Annotated in this window: 19 protein-coding genes; 14 read left to right on the forward strand and 5 right to left on the reverse strand. The window is 38.6% G+C overall.

From position 1 onward, the window contains the following. Window positions 1-20: 20 nt before the first annotated feature. The 9 genes from DZB84_RS13530 to DZB84_RS13570 all read left to right on the forward strand — a co-directional run bounded on the left by DZB84_RS13530 (window position 21) and on the right by DZB84_RS13570 (window position 10,628). Window positions 21-815, forward strand: coding sequence for an enoyl-CoA hydratase/isomerase family protein (locus DZB84_RS13530; protein WP_116352789.1), 795 nt, complete (start codon window positions 21-23; stop codon window positions 813-815). Between the two features lie 313 nt (window positions 816-1,128). After that, window positions 1,129-2,703 (forward strand): benzoate-CoA ligase family protein, encoded by a 1,575-nt coding sequence (locus DZB84_RS13535; protein WP_116352790.1) that lies wholly within the window; start codon window positions 1,129-1,131, stop codon window positions 2,701-2,703. A gap of 386 nt (window positions 2,704-3,089) precedes the next feature. Then, window positions 3,090-4,328, forward strand: a complete 1,239-nt coding sequence (locus tag DZB84_RS13540) for an ABC transporter substrate-binding protein (protein ID WP_116352791.1) — start codon at window positions 3,090-3,092, stop codon at window positions 4,326-4,328. 70 nt (window positions 4,329-4,398) lie between these two features. After that, window positions 4,399-5,262: a branched-chain amino acid ABC transporter permease gene (locus tag DZB84_RS13545; RefSeq protein WP_116352792.1), complete on the forward strand. Its 864-nt coding sequence runs from the start codon at window positions 4,399-4,401 to the stop codon at window positions 5,260-5,262. Further along, the gene (locus DZB84_RS13550) at window positions 5,263-6,276 is read left to right on the forward strand and encodes a branched-chain amino acid ABC transporter permease (protein ID WP_116352793.1); all 1,014 of its coding nucleotides are present in this window, start codon (window positions 5,263-5,265) and stop codon (window positions 6,274-6,276) included. Window positions 6,277-6,287: 11 nt separating this feature from the next. Then, a complete protein-coding gene (locus DZB84_RS13555; protein ID WP_116352794.1) occupies window positions 6,288-7,052 on the forward strand; it encodes an ABC transporter ATP-binding protein in 765 nt (254 codons plus the stop codon). Then, window positions 7,045-7,743, forward strand: coding sequence for an ABC transporter ATP-binding protein (locus tag DZB84_RS13560; protein ID WP_116352795.1), 699 nt, complete (start codon window positions 7,045-7,047; stop codon window positions 7,741-7,743). Before DZB84_RS13555 ends, DZB84_RS13560 begins: the two co-directional genes overlap by 8 nt. Window positions 7,744-8,073: 330 nt before the next feature. Then, complete coding sequence (glsA, locus tag DZB84_RS13565; RefSeq protein ID WP_116352796.1) at window positions 8,074-9,003, forward strand: glutaminase A; 930 nt, start codon at window positions 8,074-8,076, stop codon at window positions 9,001-9,003. Window positions 9,004-9,125: 122 nt separating this feature from the next. Beyond that, entirely contained in the window at window positions 9,126-10,628 is a 1,503-nt protein-coding gene (locus tag DZB84_RS13570; protein WP_116352797.1) for a DHA2 family efflux MFS transporter permease subunit, read from the forward strand. 37 nt (window positions 10,629-10,665) lie between these two features. Here the strand turns inward: DZB84_RS13570 and DZB84_RS13575 are convergent, their stop codons facing one another. Further along, window positions 10,666-11,412: a sensor histidine kinase gene (locus DZB84_RS13575; RefSeq protein WP_116352798.1), complete on the reverse strand. Its 747-nt coding sequence runs from the start codon at window positions 11,410-11,412 to the stop codon at window positions 10,666-10,668. Between the two features lie 287 nt (window positions 11,413-11,699). Next, on the reverse strand, window positions 11,700-12,398 hold the full coding sequence (locus tag DZB84_RS13580) for a LytR/AlgR family response regulator transcription factor (RefSeq protein WP_116352799.1): 699 nt from the start codon (window positions 12,396-12,398) through the stop codon (window positions 11,700-11,702). Window positions 12,399-12,588: 190 nt separating this feature from the next. On the opposite strand from DZB84_RS13580, the gene DZB84_RS13585 reads away from it, so the two are divergent. Together DZB84_RS13585 and DZB84_RS13590 are read left to right on the forward strand one after the other, a co-directional pair. After that, window positions 12,589-13,341, forward strand: coding sequence for an ABC transporter ATP-binding protein (locus DZB84_RS13585; protein WP_116352800.1), 753 nt, complete (start codon window positions 12,589-12,591; stop codon window positions 13,339-13,341). Next, window positions 13,331-14,488 (forward strand): ABC transporter permease, encoded by a 1,158-nt coding sequence (locus DZB84_RS13590; protein WP_116352801.1) that lies wholly within the window; start codon window positions 13,331-13,333, stop codon window positions 14,486-14,488. Before DZB84_RS13585 ends, DZB84_RS13590 begins: the two co-directional genes overlap by 11 nt. Before the next feature lie 40 nt (window positions 14,489-14,528). On the opposite strand, the gene DZB84_RS13595 is transcribed toward DZB84_RS13590, so the two are convergent. Next, a complete protein-coding gene (locus DZB84_RS13595; RefSeq protein ID WP_116352802.1) occupies window positions 14,529-14,870 on the reverse strand; it encodes a cupin domain-containing protein in 342 nt (113 codons plus the stop codon). Window positions 14,871-15,062: 192 nt separating this feature from the next. Here DZB84_RS13595 and DZB84_RS13600 point away from each other — a divergent pair, with 192 nt between their 5' ends. Together DZB84_RS13600 and DZB84_RS13605 are read left to right on the forward strand one after the other, a co-directional pair. Beyond that, entirely contained in the window at window positions 15,063-17,048 is a 1,986-nt protein-coding gene (locus tag DZB84_RS13600; RefSeq protein WP_116352803.1) for an LTA synthase family protein, read from the forward strand. A gap of 171 nt (window positions 17,049-17,219) precedes the next feature. Continuing rightward, a complete protein-coding gene (locus DZB84_RS13605; RefSeq protein WP_116352804.1) occupies window positions 17,220-18,710 on the forward strand; it encodes an alanine/glycine:cation symporter family protein in 1,491 nt (496 codons plus the stop codon). 42 nt (window positions 18,711-18,752) lie between these two features. Here DZB84_RS13605 and DZB84_RS13610 read toward each other — a convergent pair whose 3' ends face one another. Further along, window positions 18,753-19,580: a DegV family protein gene (locus tag DZB84_RS13610; protein ID WP_116352805.1), complete on the reverse strand. Its 828-nt coding sequence runs from the start codon at window positions 19,578-19,580 to the stop codon at window positions 18,753-18,755. Between the two features lie 174 nt (window positions 19,581-19,754). Here DZB84_RS13610 and DZB84_RS13615 point away from each other — a divergent pair, with 174 nt between their 5' ends. Further along, window positions 19,755-20,921, forward strand: coding sequence for a TraB/GumN family protein (locus DZB84_RS13615; protein WP_116352806.1), 1,167 nt, complete (start codon window positions 19,755-19,757; stop codon window positions 20,919-20,921). Between the two features lie 458 nt (window positions 20,922-21,379). Here the strand turns inward: DZB84_RS13615 and DZB84_RS13620 are convergent. After that, on the reverse strand, window positions 21,380-21,475 hold a 96-nt coding region (locus tag DZB84_RS13620), incomplete at its 5' end, for an IS3 family transposase (RefSeq protein ID WP_142759836.1).

Genomic DNA, 21,475 nt, shown 5'->3' on the forward strand with positions numbered 1-21,475 from the left:
AAATATTGGAGGAATGTAAAATGTCTGTTAATTTAGAAACGAAAACACTTACGGTGAAAAAAGCGGATGGTATTGCTGAAGTCCACATGCATGTAAACAAAACAAATGCCTATGATCTTGAGTATTACAAAGAGTTAAATGCTGCAATTGATGATATCCGTTTTGACAATGACATTAAAGTGGTTGTTTTAATGAGTGATATGCCGAAGTTTTTCTCAGCAGGTGCAAATATCAATTTCTTAAAATCAGCAGAGCCACGCTTTAAAACACAATTTTGCTTATTCTGTAATGAAACGTTAGATAAAATCGCTCGTTCTCCACAAATCTGGATTGCTTGCTTAGAAGGGCATACTGTTGGTGGAGGATTAGAAATGGCTCTTGCATGTGACTTGCGTTTTATGGGAGACCAAGCAGGAAAAATCGGACTTCCAGAAGTTTCTCTAGGTGTATTAGCAGGAACAGGTGGAACTCAACGCCTTGCTCGTCAAGTTGGGCACTCTAAAGCTCTTGATTTGAACATCACTGGTGAAACATTAACTCCACAAGAGGCGTTAGCTATTAAACTAGTCGATCGTGTATTCCCTCAGGAAGAAACAAGAGCAAAGACGTTAGAATATGCACAGAAAATCGCGAGCAGCGCTACTTATGCAACTTCTAACATTAAGCTTTCAATCATGAATGGTAAGGAAATGCCACTTAACGTTGCAATCCGTTACGAAGGGGAACTTCAAAATCTATTATTCCGTTCACAGGATGCCCAAGAAGGCTTAAGTGCATTCATCGAAAAACGCGAACCAAATTGGCAAGGTAAATAAATACTAGTGTAGGATAAAAGAATTCATGATGGCAAAGCTGCCATCCTACAATTAAGCTAAAAAACACTATATTCATAGTGCGAATAATATTAAATACAGACAGTTTACTATTTGCTAGAATTTCAGAATAATATCAAATCAACTACTAAGTTTAATCAATCATTTTCATACATCTTTGCAGCTAATTTACACTATTAACACAGTGATAATATCAAATATCATCTACGATTGACTCCGAAAAAGGGTGGAGGTAAACATTTACCTCCACTATCTGAAATTTTTACTATCCACAAGATAGGTAAGGAGGAAGAATGTGATAAAAGTAGCTTCGGATTTAAGAGGAATCGCAACGAAGTACAATGCTGCCGACAGATTTATTGAAGAAAATGTACGAAATGGACGAGGGGAAAAGGTGGCGATTGTGAGTGGAGACGAGCAGGTCACCTATCAAGAACTTCTTAATCGAGTTAACCAATTTGGAAACGCTCTCAAAGAGTTAGGTGTTCAAAATGAGAACCGCATGCTAATGGTTCTGCATGATACTGCCGAGAATATCGTATCCTTTTTCGGTGCAGTAAAAATTGGTGCAATTCCTATCCCAACTAACACCATGCTACAGCCTCAGGATTATGAATATCTATTAAACCACAGTCGCTCTAAGGTACTTGTTATACACGAGGATCTTTGGAGCAAAATTAAGGCAAATAGAGATCGATTTGTCTTTCTTCAACATGTTATCGTCGTCACAGAAAACACATCCGTAGATGCAAATGAAATTGATTTCCATGAACTTATCCATAATAAGTCAACAGAGCTTGAATCATTCATGTCTGTGAAGGATGATCCTGCATTTTGGTTATATAGTTCTGGTAGCACAGGAAATCCAAAAGGTGTTATTCACCATCAACGAAGCATGGAAGCAGCATATAACACGTATGGGAAACAAGTTTTAGGAATAACTGAAAATGATATTACCTTTTCTGCCTCGAAGCTCTTCTTTGCATACGGGCTTGGAAACGGGATGTATTTCCCATTGGGAGCTGGAGGTACAACGGTTCTACTAAAGGATCGTCCTACACCTGATAAAGTGTTTGAAACACTTGAGAAGACAAAACCTACGATCTTTTTTGGCGTTCCAACGCTTTATGGTAGTTTGATTAACTATGTTGAACGAACAGGTAAAATTCCCGATCTATCTTCTGTAAGAGTTTGTGTATCTGCGGGTGAAGCTCTCCCCGATACATTTGTGAACAAATGGAAGGAACTCTTTAATCTTGATATTTTAGATGGAATTGGGTTAACAGAGGCCCTACATATTTTTATTTCAAATCGAGTTGGAGACATTCGCCCTGGCAGTACAGGAAAGCCAGTCCCTGGTTATGAGGCGAAAATTGTCAATGACGAAGCCAAAGAGGTTGGGCCAAACGAAGTGGGTGACTTAGTCATTAAGGGAGAGAGTCTAACTGGCGGTTACTGGGCCAATATCGCTGAGAATCAGAGGAAGTTTCACGGTGAATGGATGTACACAGGGGATAAATATTATAAGGATGAACAGGGTTATTTTTGGTATTCGGGACGATCTGATGACATGCTGAAGGTCGGTGGAATCTGGGTATCACCTGTTGAAGTAGAAGCATCTTTACTTAAGCATGACTCGGTACTTGAGGTTGCGGTAATCGGTGTGAAGACGGAGGATAATCTGGATCTTCCAAAGGCTTGTATTGTTTTGAAAGAGGGAGTAGCACCATCTGAAGACTTAAAAGCCGAATTAAAAGAGTATGTAAAAGCAAACCTAGCACCTTATAAGTATCCGAGAATCATAGAGTTTATGGATGAAATCCCAAAAACCGCTTCGGGGAAAATGCAACGTTTTAAATTAAGACAATAATTAAATGTTTCCTATGCGATAGTAAAATTAACATAATGTATCTTATTTCCTTAGTCTTTCATAACCAATCCATAAAAATGACTTGATTAAATGGTGCTATTTACCATATATACTGATGAAATAGAGGTCGTGATGGAATGAATACTCGACTTTTGTCGAGCCATTGTTCCATCCCTCCTCCATTTTTTTATGTCTATTCACGAAAAATTTATTATGTTTTTTTATTGAAAGTTTGAAATAAGTATTGAATATTCTAATAGTAATAACTATAATAATATTCGGAATATTAGAAAGTGATAAGGGGGAAGTATCCTACATAAACAAATTTGCGTGAATTTCCACAAAAGAGGGTCAGATTATGCTTTTTAAAAAAAGGGAGGTTTACCATGAAACTAGTAAAGAGAAATTGGTTGATCATGTTAGCATTTGTTCTATTACTTTCGGCATGTAGCTCAGGGGCAATTAGTACAACCAGTGATAACAATAAAAAAGAAGAAACTGAAAAACCAACTACTACAGATTCCACAAGTGATGAGCCTATTAAAATTGGTGCGCTATTACCATCAACAGGTGTATACGCATCACTTGGCGAAAATGTGATGAATGGGATGGAACTCTATTTTGAGGAAATCGGTTGGGAAGTTGCAGGAAAGAAGATAGAAATTGTGCATGAAGACACAGAGGCAGATCCTCAAGTTTCACTACGAAAACTTCGTAAGTTAATGGAGCAGGATAAAATCGATATTTTGACTGGTCCAATCAGTACTGCCGTTGCTTATGCGATTCGTGATGAAGTTGATAAAAACAAATTACCATTCCTTGTATCACATGCAGGTGGTAATGATTTAACAAGATCAAAGCGCAGCGATTATATCTGGCGTTCATCTTTTTCATCCTACCAAATTGGTCATTCAATGGGTCAATGGGCCTATGACAATATTGGTAAAAAAATCTATTTAACAGCTGCTGACTATGCATTTGGTCATGAAGCTACAGCAGCATTTAAAGATGCGTATATTGCAGCAGGTGGAGAAATCGTCGAGGAAGTATTTGCGCCACTTGGAAATAATGACTACTCTTCTTATCTAGGAAAAATGAATCGTGATGATATTGATGGAATCTACGCATTCTTTGCTGGTACGGATGCAATCCGCTTTGTTCAACAATATGAGCAATATGGATTAAAAGGAAAGATTCCTTTAATTGGTTCTGGATGGCTAACCGCTGAGGACACTCGTCCACAGCAGGGAACGGCTCCAGAAGGAATTATTGCTTCAATCTTCTGGGATTATAGCTTAGATACTCCTGAAAATAAAAAGTTCGTTGAAGCGTATGAAGCAAAATACAATGCTAGACCAAGTATCGAATCTGCAGAAGGATATGATGCAGCTGCGATCATGGCAAAAGCAATTGAAGCTTTAAATGGAGATGTTTCAGATCCTGATAAACTAGTAGAGGAAATCTCAAAGGTAGAACTTAATAGCCCAAGAGGTCCAATCAAGTTCGATAAAGAAACACATCAAATTATTCAAAACCTATATATCGTTGAAACTTATCTAGATGGTGATAAGACGGAAAATAAAGTAATTGACACAGTACCAGAAGTTGTAGACCCAGGAAAATAAGAAATGAAAAAAGAAGGAGGCAAAGGTAACATGTGTTGCCTCTTTCTTTACATTTGATAGGGGGAAAGTAATGGATACATTGGTTTTGCAATTGATGAATGCACTTAGCTACGGGTTTCTCCTTTTCATTATTACATGTGGGATTAGTCTCGTTTTCGGAATTTTAGGGGTATTAAATTTAGCACATGGCTCGCTATATTTATTGGGGTCATATATTGGCTATTCAATCGTGGTAAAATCAGGGCTGCCATTTTGGGTTGCTCTCTTAGTTGTGCCATTTATTATTGCCATCATTGGATTGATTTTAGAAGTGGTCCTACTTCGCCCTACGTATAAGCTTGGTCACCTCTCACAAGTATTGTTAACCTTTGGTCTTGCTTATATCTTCCATGATCTCTTCTCCATTATTTGGGGTAAAAACATTATGACCGTAACACCACCTGCTTTCCTAAGCCAATCTGTTGAAGTGATGGGGAATATGATTCCTTCTTATCGACTTGCCTTAATTGTAGTCGGAATCATCATTGCGTTGGTCCTTTGGTATACTCAGGAAAAAACAAAATGGGGTGCCGTCATCCGTGCGGGATTATCAGATAAAGAGATGGTTGGTGGGCTAGGCGTTAATATTCACCTTGTCTTTACACTCGTCTTTTTCTTTGGCAGCTTTTTAGCTGGGGTTGGTGGAGTACTTGGTTCGCCAATTCTAGGGGTCGCTCCAGGAATGGAATTTAACATACTGATTTTATCACTCGTTGTCCTCGTAGTTGGAGGGCTGGGGTCAGTATCGGGAACGATTGTCGCGAGTCTCTTAGTAGGAATGGTGGAAACCTTTAGTCGCTTCTTTGTTCCCGAATTAAGTTTAATCATTACATTTGCATTAATGGCTGCAGTATTAATTATCCGTCCGCAAGGATTGATAGGAAGGAGGGCATAAATGGGCAAACAGTGGGTCAAAGGTAGTTTATTATTTTTCTTGATGGTTGCTGCTCCATTTTTCGTCTCTCTCTATTATGTAAACATTTTTACCGAGATTTTAATTTTTGGGATTTTCGCCATTAGCTTAAATATCCTCGTCGGACAAACCGGGTTGGTCTCATTAGGGCATGCGGCGTTTTTCGGTGCTGGTGCTTATGCAACAGGTCTTGCTGCAAGTCATCTATCGACGAATGTGTTTCTAACCCTTGTGCTCGGAATGGTAGTTGCATTCCTATTAGCCATTTTGATTGGCTTTGTGTCAACGAAGGCTCATGGATTTTACTTTTTGATGCTAACACTTGCATGTTCTCAAATGGTGTATTCTGTTATCTATCAATGGACAGATGTAACAGGCGGATCAAATGGATTATCTGGAATTCCTTCTCCAAGTGTATTTGGAGATTTCATCCTTTCCAATCAAGTGTTTATCTACTATTTTACTTTAGTCGTATTTACAATAGTCATTCTCGTCATTAACCGACTTCTTCACTCCCCGTTAGGGTATGTTTTCATTGGGATTAAAGAAAATGAAGATCGAATGAAGTCGATTGGGTATAACACAACCTTCTATAAAAATATTAGCTTTTTGATTGCGGGTACTTTAGGTGGTTTAGCCGGCGGACTCTATGTGTTTTTCAATGGCTTTGTTGCCCCGACCGATGTATACTGGACTGTTTCTGGGTCTGTATTAATCATGGTACTAGTCGGTGGCTCAGGTACGCTTTGGGGACCTGTTATTGGAGCAGCATTTATCGTTGTATTGGAGACAATTATTAGCTCATACACGGAAAGCTGGATGATGATTATTGGTGCTGCGTTTATCCTGTTTACGATTTTTGCCCCAACCGGAATTGCTGGGTTGTTCACGAGAATTACGCAGAATCTATTTAAAGCAAAGCCCAAACCTGTAAAGGAAGAGTACATCGAGCATTCAATTGAACCGATTAAACAGCAATCAAAAATAAATGGATAGGGGGGACAGTGATGACGACGATTCTTTCAATACAACATCTTTCAAAGCATTTTGGTGGTTTGAAGGTAATTGAAGATATTACATTAAATATTTCAGTTGGTGAACGTGTTGGATTAATTGGACCCAATGGTGCCGGAAAGACAACCTTTTTTAACATGATTGCAGGAGACTTAAACCCTAGCGGAGGCACGATTACTTATTTTGACCGGGATATTACGAAGGTTCCTAATTATAAACGAACGGAAAATGGAATCGTACGTACCTTTCAGAAAAACAATCTCATGTTTGGATTAACCGTAAAAGAGAATGTCCTACTTGTCTTACAAAAAATGAGAAAAGAACATACCCAATGGTGGAAAAGTGTGAGTCTTAAAAACTACCGTGCACTGCATGAAGAAACAGATGCACTATTACAAGAATGGAACCTTGAGCCTTACAGTGAGATGAAGGTACAAGAGCTCTCTTATGGAGTTCAAAGACAAATTGAAATTGTGATGGCGATTGCCGGAAAACCGAAGCTTCTGCTGTTAGATGAGCCAACCGCAGGAATGTCACAGGTGGAAACCGACCAAATTATTGCACTGATTAATAAGCTTCCAAAAGAAGTAACCATCTGTATGATTGAACATGATATCGATGTGTTGTTCGGAAATATGGACCGTGTTATTGTTCTTCATACAGGAAAATTAATTGCGGATGGCACACCAGAAGCTGTTCGTGAAAATGAAGAGGTTAAGGAAATTTACTTAGGCCAGGAGGAGGCTGCACATGCTTAAACTAAACAATGTTAATAGCTTCTACGGTTCCAGTCACATTCTTCATGGCGTAAACCTCGAGGTGAAGGAAGGTCAGGTTGTCACATTGCTTGGAAGAAATGGCATGGGGAAAACAACAACGATGCATTCCATCATTGGCTTTGTTAGTAAAGTGCAAGGAGAAATCTTATTCGAAGGTCAAAATATGGCCTCACTCCAAAGTCACCAAATTGCGAAGAAGGGAATTGGAATTGTCCCGCAGGGCAGAAGAATTTTCCCGAACCTAACTGTGACAGAGAATCTAACCGTTTTCGCTGATTCCAAAAAAGGCGACTGGAACCTAGAGAAAATTTTTCACTATTTTCCTCGATTAAAGGAACGTGAAAAATCACATGCAGGCACCCTAAGCGGTGGGGAACAGTCGATGCTATCCATTGGTCGAGCATTGATGAGAAACCCGAAAATTCTTCTACTCGATGAACCGACAGAGGGACTGTCCCCATTAATGGTTGGTGAAGTAATGGATGTTCTTTTAAAATTAAAAGAGTCCGGAATGTCGATGCTTTTAGTTGAACAAAATATCTCAACGGCATTACGTATCGCGGATGATGTGTATATTTTAAGTAAGGGGAAAGTTGTCTATCACGACAATCCGGAAGAACTTAAAAATAATATGGATATCGCGTATCACCATTTAGCCTTAAGCAGCTAACATTAGCCCTTCCCATTCGCGGGAATGGGCTATTTTATTGCTGTAAAATTAAAGCGAGTGGTTGGACAGAAATTGTACCCGCAGTTGTTTGGATGTATTAGAGTGAAGGTACGATTAGGCAGTAATCGTTCCCTCGGTCAGTTGGATAAAGAAGAGTGAAGGTACGATTAGGCAATAATCGTCCCCTCGCCAACTTGGATATAGAAGAGTGAAGGTACGATTCTACTGTCTTTTCTGAATTGAAGCCACATTCTTTCCATCCAACACCAAAATAAACACATTTATAAATAGAAGAATTCCCTTTGGTAAATACTACAATTGGTGATGAAAATGCCTTGTCAATCAAGTGATGAATTAAAAGAATTGGTAAAAGAAGCGCGCCCAATTGCGAAACAAGGACGCGTAGCGGACTATATACCTGCACTCGGAAAAGCAAACCCCAATGACCTGTCGATTGCAATCAACTATCCAGACGGCCGCTGCTATTCTGCTGGGGACATTGAACGGAAAATCTCTTTGCAAAGTATCTCGAAAGTCATAACAATTGCTCTCGTTTTAATGGACAGAAGCAAGGAGTATGTCTTTGCGCGAGTTGGAATGGAGCCTACAGGGGACCCGTTTAATTCGATTGCAAAGCTAGAAACGATGGCACCATCAAAGCCACTGAATCCAATGATTAATGCAGGGGCACTTGCTGTAACCCATATGATAAAAGGGAATTCAGTGGAAGACCGTTTTCAACGACTATTAACATTTATACGAGAATTGGCGGGCAATGATACGATTGAATATAATGAAGAAATCGCGCGCTCTGAATTCGAAACGGCTGATCTCAATCGAGCCCTATGTTATTTTTTGAAGCAACATCATATCATTGAAGGTGATGTTGAGCAGCTAATTGACCTCTATACAAAGCAATGCGCAATCGAAATGAATTGCCTTGATTTATCAAGGATTGGACTTGTTTTTGCATTAGATGGGATTGATCCGCAAACAGGAAAACAAATCATGCCCATGAAAATAGCGCGCATTTGTAAAACCTTTATGGTGACCTGTGGGATGTACAATGCCTCTGGGGAGTTTGCCATAAAAATTGGTATACCCGCAAAGAGTGGCGTCTCTGGTGGGATTATGGGGGCTGTGCCTGGTAAATTTGGAATCGGTATCTTTGGTCCAGCATTAGATGATAAAGGAAATAGTATTGCTGGAATAAGACTACTTGAACTCCTGTCAAAAACGTATAACCTAAGTATGTTCTAAAACGAAAACATCGTGGATACAATTTCATTGCAAACTTTAAGCACATGATATATTATAGCTTATGCCTACATAAAACACTGGTATAAAAAATGAACTGTACGTCTAAAAAAGGGGGAATATAAATGGATTTTTCCGACAAACATATCCGCCCTAATTACGGTATTCTTACCGTCTTGATGGTTGGAGCCTTTATTTCATTTTTAAATAATACGTTACTAAATGTGGCTTTGCCCTCCATTATGACGGAATTAAAGGTTGATCCTTCAACCGTTCAATGGTTAACAACGGGCTTCATGCTAGTCAACGGAATCCTGATTCCAACGACAGCATTTTTAATCGAAAAGTTTACAGTTCGTCGTCTATTTTTAGTTGCCATGGGCCTGTTTACAATTGGTACAATATTGTCAGGTACGGCTCATGTTTTCTCCATCTTGCTTGCCGGGCGTATGATCCAAGCATCCGGATCCGCAATTATGATGCCACTATTAATGAACGTGATGTTGGTAAGTTTCCCGGTTGAAAAAAGGGGAACCGCGATGGGGGTATTCGGATTAATCCTGATGTTTGCCCCAGCAATCGGGCCAACATTATCTGGTTGGATTATTGAACATTATGACTGGAGAATGCTCTTCCATTTTATAACTCCAATTGCAGCAGTCGTGTTTATCCTTGGATTTATCATGCTAAAGGATAAAAAGGAAAAAATCTCCTTAAGACTCGACTTTTTCTCCTTAGTTTTATCAAGTATTGGTTTTGGTGGTTTATTATATGGATTCAGTTCAGCTGGGAATATGGGCTGGGGGAGTCCATATGTCTACGGAACCATTATAATCGGAATTATTTCGTTAACTTGGTTTATTATCCGTCAATCGAAGCTCGACATCCCAATGCTAAACTTTGGGGTCTATCGCTATCCGATGTTTGCATTGGCTTCGGCGATTACAATGGTTGTCAATATGGCGATGTTTTCAGGATTTTTACTTTTACCGATATACGCTCAAACGATTTTACGTATTTCGCCGATGGATACAGGCCTCATGCTTTTACCTGGGGCTATCTTAAATGCATTTATGTCACCAATTAATGGGCGTTTATTTGACAAGTTTGGTGGACGTATATTAGCAACTGTGGGATTAGCGATTACAACGGTTACTACCTATCTTTTCAGTCAGTTAACATTTGAAACGACCTATACAAATCTTGTGATTTTACATGCGGTGAGAATGTTTGGGATGTCCATGGTCTTCATGCCAGTTTCAACAAATGGATTAAATCAGCTGCCACGTAATCTGTATCCACATGGTACGGCGGTAAACAATACGTTGAACCAAGTTTCCGCAGCAATTGGAACAGGCTTTTTAATTACGCTTATGTCACTAAAAGAAGAATCGTCTATAGCAAATTTATTGAAGAATGTTCAAGGTCAACCAACTGAAACACAAATGGCTGAAATTCAATTAACAGGTATGCTTGATGGTATTAATTTCACATTTTTCGTATCAACCTTCCTTATTTTCCTTGCTCTTATTCTTGCATTCTTTATCAAACGTGCAAAACAAGAAGAGGATATTACAGGAAAGAATCAATCGAAACAAGGCGTAAAACCTACATTAGCCAAGAATTAAAAAAAGGAGAGATCCACCAAAATGGATTTCTCCTTTTTTATCCTCTAATAGCTGGTATTTTAATTTTAATCGTAAATTCCTCGTCCTTATGAACAAAGTCTAAAAATCCATTTGCCTCATGGACGACATCTTGAATAAGTTTTGTACCGAGCCCTTCATGACCTTCGCCTTTCGTCGTTTTTCCGAAGTTCACAAACAGCTGATCAAGGACCTGCGTTGGAATTGGAAGAGAATTATTTTTACAGTGTAAAATATATAAACCACTTCTCTTATAAAACTGCATCGTCAAAAAGGCTTGTTTATGATAGTTATTTTGCCATTCTTCACAAGCATCGATGCTATTTGATAAGAGATTACCGATTAGCGTGACGATTTGTTGGTCAGACAAAGGTAAAGTCGAAAGAGGCACATCAATATCATATACAACCTCAATATTCAGTGCTCTTGCTTTACGATACATTTGATGGAGAATACCTGCCACCACGCCACGTTCCCCTTTAATCGAAAGGTTTGTCTCCTTATAGCCTTCTACCAATTCATCCAAATATTGTTTGGCTTCCTCGCTTTTGTTCGTTTCAAGCATAAAATGAATAGCTGATACATGTTTTAAAAAGTCATGGCGTTCACTTCGAACGATGCGGAAGGTTTCATTAAATTGAGCACGCTGCTCATCGAAATGCTTTGCCTCTTCCATTAGGATTTTCATTTTTCTTGAAAGTGATAATCGCGTTACAAATAAATAAAGGCATAGGATTCCTAAGACTAATGTGATGCCCCAATACATTATTACGCCACCTTTAAGGGAGGTTAAAAAGTCTGGTGAAAATGACTCATCGGCAGAGGAACTTCGACTAACTACCGACACTTCCTGTGTCGAACGTCGAAGTCACCACATCCTGTGGAAGCTCGTTGGCTTGCTTTTCCGTTCCTCACGTAGTGCTTGCATACGCTCCGGTACTCGAAGCTGCTGCGCCTCGAACTTTCGACGCACAGGATGTGCTAGTGTCGACAATGCCACAGGACGTGGCGTTTTTGTCGCCGCGGTCCTTTCCCCCTCCTTTTTAACAACCACTAAAAATAATTTTCTTGTAAAAAATCTACTTTTTCTTTTGTAATCATTGCTTGTTCTTCGATGCCTTCAAATGTGACGATATATGAGTTTTTTGCGTAGAGCGAAAAGTTTTTTACATAATGAATATTAATGATAAACGACCTGTGTGATCGAATAAAGTCGCGTTCCCGCAATTCTCCCTCCAGATCATTAAGAGTTTGGTAGGTTTTAATTGGTCCTGTTTTTGTATAAATCGTTGTCGACCGTCCTGAACGCTCGATAAAAATAATGTCCTTTTTCTGCAGAATATGTATTTCATTTTTTTGCTTTAAGTAAAGTCTTCCATGAATCTCAGCTGACTTTGTTTTTTCAAGTAATCGCTCAATGGATTTCACTAATCGTTCCTTCGGATAGGGCTTCATAATATAATCATGAACATTCAGCTCAAAGGCGTGGACAGCATAGCCACTATTTCCAGTAACGAAAATCACGGACATATTGAGCGCATGCGAATGAATAATATCAGCAAGCTCATATCCAGATAAATTTGGCATCTCGATGTCAGCTATCAACAAATCAATTTCTTCTTTTTTAATTTGTTCATAGGCTTCCTCGGCAGACAAAGTAGAGAAGACAATCTCGACATCAGGAATGCCGCTCACAATGGCTTTTAACTTATCCAAGTCAATCAAACGGTCATCTACAAGACCAACCTTCATATCGCAATCGACCTCACAAAAGAATACATGCAAATAGTAATTTCCAAATATAGTATCTTTCTATTTTAACACCTTTATAGGGAAATTTGACCTATTCACGACAAAAAAAGGAATATTCGCGACATAACTAGAGATTTTGTAGAATCGTATGGCTATGATATAGACATAAGAACAAGACGAGGTGGAAAAAATGATTGAAATTAATGAAGTGACAAAAAGATTCAAAGATAAAAAGACTTCTATAACTGCATTAAAGCATGTGGAGTTTACGATTGAAAAAGGGCAAGTGGTTGGGTTACTAGGAGAAAATGGGGCAGGGAAAACGACCCTCCTTCGGACAATTGCCACTCTATTAACTCCGACTGAAGGGCATGTAAAGGTGGCTGGTTACGATACACAAAAAAAACCAGAAGAAGTAAAAAAGAGAATTGGAGTTTTATTCGGCGGTGAAACAGGATTATATGATCGCTTAACAGCCCGTGAGAACCTAGAGTATTTCGCAGCTCTTTATGGGTTAAGCAAACATGAAACAAAAGTTAGGATTGATGAATTAGCGCGAATGTTTGGAATGAGAGATTATTTGAATCGTAAGGTCGGCGGTTTTTCTAAAGGGATGAGACAAAAGGTAGCGATTGCTAGAACACTCATTCATAATCCAGAAATTATTCTTTTTGATGAACCAACGACAGGCTTGGACATTACATCTTCCAATGTGTTTAGACAGCTTGTTCACCAACTCAAACGTGATGGAAAGACAATCATTTTCTCAAGCCATATCATGGAGGAGGTCTCCTTGCTTTGTGATTCCGTTGCGATGATGCACAAGGGGGAGCTTGTCTACCATGGTGATTTAAAGGAACTTTATAAAACAGAAGGAAGTCAGGATTTAAACTATATATTCATGAGTAAACTTGTGAGGGGGAACGAAACCTATGCTTCGTAAAATATATATTAAGGAATTAAAAGATTGCTTTAGAGATCGTCGGACACTAATACTTACTGTCCTATTACCAATTCTTATGATGTCAGGAATGACGTTTTTCTATGAAAATATGATGTCAGATGGGGAAGGCGAAACGTATCAGCTTGCAATCGAAGAGTCTTCCATGGATGAAGCGGAACGAATACTATCAGGAGTAGAGAATGTAGACCTTATTAAATCTTCCAATCTGGAACAATCCATTCAAGACGGGGATGCACAGGGCGGATTACAATTAACACCAAATTTCATTGAGGCTACTCAGAATGGGGAAGAAGCAACAGTAACTCTTGTTGGGGATTCCTTCAGTACAAAGTCTACTCAATTAAATGCGATTATCATGAATGCTTTGGCGGTTTTTGAAAAAACAGTTGTAGCTGAAAATCTTCAGGAAGTCGGAGTCAATGCGTCTGTAATGCAGCCATTTGCAGTTGAACAAATTGAGCTTACAAATGAGGATCCAAATGTTGAAATGCTTGCATTTTTAATTCCCTTAATCTTATCAGTTGCAATTGGGGTTGGTTCTGGGCCTTCTGCATCAGACTTATTTGCAGGGGAAAAAGAGAAGAAAACAATGGAAGCTCTCTTAATGACACCGGTTAAAAGATCGACCTTGCTATTAGCAAAATGGCTAACGATTGCAACAATTGGGTCAGTGATAGCTATTATTACATTGGGTGTAGTTGCATTGGAGATTAGTTTGTTTACTGAAAATCTAAAAAATGCTGTATCATTTGGAGATGACGCTTATTTAATCATCGGAATCGCGATTTTACTTTCAATTATTTATGCAGCATTCACTGCATCATTAATCATGATTACAAGTATTGCCGCGAAGACGATTAAAGAAGCGGGAAGCTATAGCAGTCCTGTCATGATGATTGCGATGTTCCCTGCCATGATGATAGTAGGGATTGGAGTAAATGAACTTACAACTTTTCATTTCGCTATACCTATTATGAATTTGTTTACTTTATTAAAAGAATTGATGTTCGGAATCATTAACTATGAACATATTTTACTTGCATTTGGTAGCTACATCGCTTGTATGATTATCTTCTTTGTTGTTGGTAGAATCATGTTTATGAAAGACAAATGGGTGATGAACTAACGAAAAAACGGCTAACCGATTAGGGTTGGCCGTTTTCTTATCAAACGTCTTGTGCGTATTTATCATCCGGAATCTTTGTAAGTGTGACATACAGACTCACATTTTCAGTTCCATCATTTAGAAAACTTAGGCTCTCTTCACCATTAATGACGATGACGTCGTTCTTTTTTACTTTTACATCTTGCTCATCAATAGTAAAGGTGCCTGTGCCTGTAAGAACATGTAGATATACGTTTGAACCTGGATGTTTATGAGCAGGTAGTATTTGTTTTGGCATAAAATTTAACACAAAGACAGTACTGCCGCCTTCTTTAAAAATGATACGTTTTGTAAGTCTTTCCTCGTTATATTCAATAAAATTGTCGAGCATTTCCTTTTTCATTTGAATCGCTCCCTAATCATATTCTCCGTCTATCTATACCCATTATAGAGTAGGATTAAAATCATTACTGTGATTTATATCATGTTTTTGTTGAAACATGAATAAACCACATCTAAGTTTAAAGAAACTTCAGTATAATGGTAGTATTACGACTAAAGTAGTATTGTCTACCTTGTTCGAAAGGGTGTTTTAATGAAGCGATTAATGAAAAATGAGTCTTTATTATTTTACTTTTTTGGATCATTTCTCTTTATGGAAACGATTTTTAGGATTATTACAGCTGAAGTTTTATTTACTGTTGATTATGGAAGGTCTCTTGTTTTTCTACTTCCCATTTGTTTAGTCCTCTTTCTAATTTGCAGTTTTTTCATTAGTACATTTAATTTTATAATTGCCATTTTGCTTTTAGGTATAGCCTCATTGATTTATTCATCCCAGATTATTTATTATAAGTTTTTTAAAACGTATTACATTATTTACTCACTTGGAAATACAGGTCAAATCATGGAATTTAGAAGTGATATATTCAATGTAATTGTTGAAAACGTGATTTTCCTTATTTTATTTTTTCTACCCGTTTTTGGTCTGGTCTTTTTTAAAAAGAAGTGGATTACATTTGTGAGAATTGGCTGGTTAAATCGACTAATTGTTGTTTTTTGCATCATTCTCTTTCAACTTACTGGAATTGCAACAATTTACGCAGGTGGGAAGGAATCTCATTCAGCGTATGATTTATATTACAATAGCAATCTTCCAAAACTATCTGTTGAGCGGTTTGGCATCTTAACAGAGATGCGCATTGATCTTCAACGACTGCTTGTAGGGTGGTCGCCTAAAGTCGAGGTACCTACTACGTCTAAATCAGTTTTCAGTCATAAACCACTACCACAAAGGGAGTCTATTGTAAGAAAAACGCCAGAAAAAATAGAACCAAAGCCCATAAAATATAACAAACTAGTGATAGACTTTGATGAATTAATTGCAAACGAAGCAAATGAGGAAATTCGAAACATGCATCGTTACTTTACTTCAGTTGAACCCACTGATAAGAATGCGTACACCGGTAAATACAAGGGGTATAACCTTATCCTGATTACTGCTGAAGGCTTTTCACCATATGCTGTTCATAAGGAGGTAACTCCTACCCTTTATAAGCTAGTCAATGAAGGGTATCGATTTACCAATTTTTATAATCCGATTTGGGGAGTTAGTACGTCAGATGGAGAATATGTTGCTTTAAATAGTTTGATACCGAAAAGTGGAGTTTGGAGCTTTAAACATTCGGGAAGTAATCTCTTACCGTATGTTATGGGAAATCAATTGAAGAAACAAGGATACAAAACAACCGCATATCATAATCATACCTATACGTATTATGGAAGGGACATCTCACATCCGAATATGGGTTATGACTATTATGGTCTTGGAAATGGTTTGGATATAAAAGAGACCTGGCCAGAATCAGACCTTGAGATGATGGAAAAAACAATTCCAAATTATATAAATAACGAGCCCTTTCATACGTATTACATGACCGTTAGTGGTCATATGCAATACTCATTTATGGGAAACTTCATCGCACATAAAAATAAACAGCTTGTGGAAGAGCTTCCTTACTCTGAACAGGCAAAGGCATACCTGGCAACACAAATTGAGTTAGACCGGGCGCTGGAAACACTGATGGCTGAACTTGAGAAGAAGGGGATTGCTGAGCGCACATTGATTGCCTTAAGTGCTGACCACTATCCATATGGGCTTGAGAAGGAAACGATTGACGAACTTGTAGGTCATAAGGTTGAGGAAAATTTCGAACTCTTTAAAAGTACATTTATCCTGTATACAAAAGGAATGAAGCCAGTCGTTATTGAAAAACCTGCTTCTAGTTTAGATATTCTCCCAACTCTTTCTAATTTGCTTGGGCTTGAATATGACTCAAGGTTATTAATGGGAAGAGATATTTTCTCAGATGCCGATCCGCTTGTCATTTTTCAAAACCAAAGCTTTATTACTGGCAAAGGAAGCTACAATGCTGTCACCAAGGAGTTTACTCCAAATGAAGGAGAAACTATGAAAGAGGAGGATGTCCAGAACATACTTCAGCGTGTTCAGGAAATGTTCTATTACTCTGCGAAAATATTAGAGCTAGACTATTATCGAAAAATATATGGGAATGAATAAAAAATGTCGATTAAATAGGAAGTGGGACCAAATATGTTAAAATGGGGCTCATTTCTTTTTTAATATCTCTGGATAGTGGGGTGTTATACAACAATAATATTGAGTTGTCTATTTGAATGGACTATAATTCTCAATATACGGAATATTCCAAAACGAGAAGGAGGAATGTTTATGCAAGCGTTTACAGATTGGGTAAATGGGATCCTTTGGAGCCCGGTGATGATTTATGGAATGCTTGGGGTAGGACTTTTATTTTCAATTTTAACTCGTTTTTTACAAGTAAGGCACATCAAGGATATGACAACCCTGATGTTCCAAGGGAAAAGTTCTGATGCTGGAGTTTCTTCGTTCCAGGCACTGGCTGTTTCCTTATCCGGCCGCGTTGGAACAGGGAATATTGCGGGGACTGCAACGGCCATTGCGTTTGGTGGTCCTGGTGCTGTTTTTTGGATGTGGGCCATTGCTTTTATCGGCGCATCTACGTCCTTTATTGAATCAACATTAGCTCAGATATACAAAGAAAAGCAAGAAGGTCAATATCGAGGAGGACCAGCGTATTACATAGAAAAAGGAATTGGTTGGAAGTGGTATGGTATTGTTTTTGCGATTGCAACCCTTCTCGCAATGGCATTCCTAATGCCAGGGATCCAATCGAACTCCATTGCCGCTGGACTTGACAATGCATTCGGTATTAACAAATGGGTAACTGCAGCCATTCTGGTGGCTTTAATTGGTGGAATTATTTTTGGTGGTATCAAAAGGATTGCAAATGTTGCGCAGTTTGTAGTGCCGTTTATGGCATTAGGTTATATTTTAATGGCAATCATTATTATGATTATGAATATTGAACAGTTTCCAGCTGTCATGGCCTTAATTTTTAAGAGTGCTTTTGGGGCAGAGCAGGCATTTGGTGGAATTATTGGGATGGCGATTTCATGGGGAGTAAAACGTGGTATTTACTCAAATGAAGCAGGTCAAGGAACAGGTCCACATGCAGCAGCTGCGGCTGAAGTATCACATCCGGCTAAGCAAGGATTGGTTCAGGCATCAGCTGTATATATTGATACATTATTAGTGTGTTCAGCAACTGCCTTCATGATTTTATTCACGGGAATGTACAATGTTCAAGCACAAGATGAGTCCTATATTGTAAACAATTTAGGCGAAACAGTTGAGGCGGGACCAGCGTTTACTCAGGCTGCCGTTGAAACGGCACTCCCTGGATTTGGTGCAGGATTTACAGCAATTGCTTTATTCTTCTTTGCCTTCACAACCATTATGGCTTACTACTATATGGCTGAAACGAATATTGCCTATTTGATAAGGGGCAGGGACAGTCGGGTGGCCATGTTGATTCTTAAAATTGTATTATTAGCATCAATGACTTACGGAACAGTGAATGAGGCAAAGCTTGCATGGGCATTCGGTGATATTGGATTAGGTTTAATGGTTTGGCTGAACGTCATTGCCATTCTCATTTTGGCGAAACCGGCATTGATTACATTGAAGGACTATGAAAAACAACGTAAGGCAGGAGTTGATCCAGTCTTTGATCCGGAAAAGCTTGGAATTAAAAACGCGGATTACTGGGTAAATGATTATGTACACGATGATAATCCATCAGGTTCACTTGCTAATAAGGATAAATCTTTCCCGGGTTAAATGGGGAAGGGACCGTCGACTTAAGGTCACGGTCCCTTTTTATTAATATGATATAATCATTCCGCCCTTGCCTGCGTACGTTCCCATCGTGGCTCCCATATAATTAAGCATAACATCTTTCGGATGACATTGAGCAATGATTTCCTTTTTAAGTGCCTCCGCTTCTTCGATGTTACCTGTATGGGTGATGCCAAAAACGGTCTCAGAAAAATCCGGTTTTGATTGCTTGATGACCTCTAATAATCTTTTTTGTGATTTTTTCTTCCCACGGATTTTTTCGAAAATTTCAACGGTGCCACCATTTCCTCTTTGCAATAAAACTTTTATATTGAGGAGCTTTGCAAGAGAGCCTTGAAATTTGCTTAAACGGCCACCTTTTACGATATTTTCAAGTGTATCGAGGAGGATATAAATGTTCATGTTTTCCCGGTATTCAGTGAGATTTGTGATAATTTCATCCACCGAATGCCCTTTTTCAGCAAGTTCAGCTGCTCTTAAAATTTGCATGCCGTGTCCTAAAGAGCCTGCTAATGTATCAAAAACAGTGACTGTATTTTCTGTAAGGTCCTTTCCCATGGTTGCAGATTGGTAGGTACCGCTTAATCCAGATGAGATCGTCAAACAAAGAATGTCTGAATCAGCTGGAAGCCTAGAATATGCTTCTGCAAAAGTAGCAGGGGATGGCTGAGAAGTTTTTGGCAGTTCAGCTGACGCAAACATCTTCTTAAAGAATTGCTGTGGCGTTAAATCCACACCTTCTCGGAAATCCTTCCCTTCAATCGAAACATTCATGGGAACAACCGTAATATCATATTTTTGAAGTAGCTCAATTGGGAGATCCGCCGAGCTATCTGTTACAAGTTTAATCATTTTAAATCCCTCACAATTTTAACTATCAATTATTTTAAGTATATCATTTCCGCATGAAATATACGTTTTTCAACACTCAGAGCGGTTTAATTTGATAAAAGAATTCAAATCTGTGCCATTCTGGTTTAAAATTGAACATATACACAAATTGAGCATGTATAAGGAAGGTTTACTATGTCTGAAGAAAATATTACGAGGATCCAACTAGATGGTAAGGAATACATATTAATTGGTACAGCACATGTTTCGAAGCACAGTGCTGAACAGGTTAAAGAAGTGATTGAAGCAGAGCAACCGGATTCAGTCTGTATTGAACTGGATGAACAGAGATATCAGTCGATGATGGAAGGTAACAAGTGGAAGGAAATGGACATCTTTAAGGTCATCAAAGATAAAAAAGCCACATTGCTTCTCATGAACTTAGCCATTTCCTCCTTTCAAAAACGTATGGCAAGCCAATTTGGGATTAATGCTGGTCAAGAAATGTTACAAGGGATAGAATCGGCAAAAGAGGTCGGAGCGGAGCTCGTTTTAGCGGACCGCAACATTCAAGTAACATTCTCACGCATTTGGAATGCTGTTGGCTTCACCGGTAAAATGAAATTATTAATGTCGATTATCTATAGTATATTTAGCAACGAAACGATCACCGAGGAAGAGCTCGAAAAAATGAAGTCACAGGATATGCTGAATTCAATGCTAACTGAATTCTCGACAAGCTTTCCAAAATTAAAAACGCCTCTCATCGATGAGCGTGATCAATATTTAGCTCAAAAAATCAAACATGCCCCTGGAGAAAAAATAGTAGCCGTACTTGGGGCAGCGCATGTTCCGGGAATCAAGGAAGAAATCAAAAAGGAACATGATTTAAAGAAGCTTACTCAGCTTCCACCAAAATCGAAAGTGCCGAAGATGATTGGTTGGGCAATTCCAATTTTAATTGTGGCGATCATTGCTTATACCTTTATTGCTAATCCAGAAGCAGGCCTACAGCAAACCTTAAGCTTAGTTTTGTGGACTGGCTCGTTTTCAGCAATTGGTGCTGCGATTGCTTTAGGACATCCACTGACGATTGTGACTGCTTTTTTTGCAGCTCCAATCGGAGTCATGCATCCATTAATTGCAGCTGGATGGATAGCAGGCTTTGTTCAAGCCTTTTTACGCCGTCCAAGTGTGAAGGACTTTGAAACACTTTCAACCGATGTCTATAGTGTAAAAGGGTTCTGGCATAACAAAGTTACACGCGTCCTACTGATTATTGTTCTATGTAACCTAGGTACATCACTCGGCTTATTTATTGGCGGAGCAGATGTAGTGAGATTGTTTATAAAGAATTTATGATACGAAAAAGACCTGTCCGGCAATGGACAGGTCTTCTGTTTTGAGGTCCTTCTCTTGAAATAAGTGCCGAAAGGACAAGTAGATTCAGCACATACTTGTGGAGTTGTTTTGGCCATTAATAAGGAACTGCTGAAAATAAATAAGTGGATGTTTTCCGTTTAAAATCCAAATAAGGTTCGGAGAGGCCAATATAAGCGGAGGATTTCCGGTTATCCAAAGGAAAATCCTTCTTTTTCGTACTTTTACAGTCAATAAGTGGAATCTCTCCGTCTATTATGGCTATTTTCAGTGCTTTTTACTTATTGGCGGAATTTGTCCGTCTAATCAACGGCCGGGGCGCTTAGCTTATTCCCACAACCGATAAGAGTGTCAATTGTATGTCAGAAATAAAAAAACTTAATAAATAATAAAAAAGACGTGTGCCAATTGATCTGACCCAAAAAAGTTAGACAAATATTTTAAGCAACTTTTAAGACTTGAGTTCGGTATTCCACCGGACTCAGGTCTTTTAATTTTGCCTTCATTCTTTTGTGATTGTAATAGTGAATATAATC

Origin of the sequence: Bacillus sp. HNG (genome assembly GCF_003400205.1) — a bacterium.
In the GTDB taxonomy this organism is placed as follows: Bacteria; Bacillota; Bacilli; order Bacillales; family Bacillaceae_L; genus Ferdinandcohnia.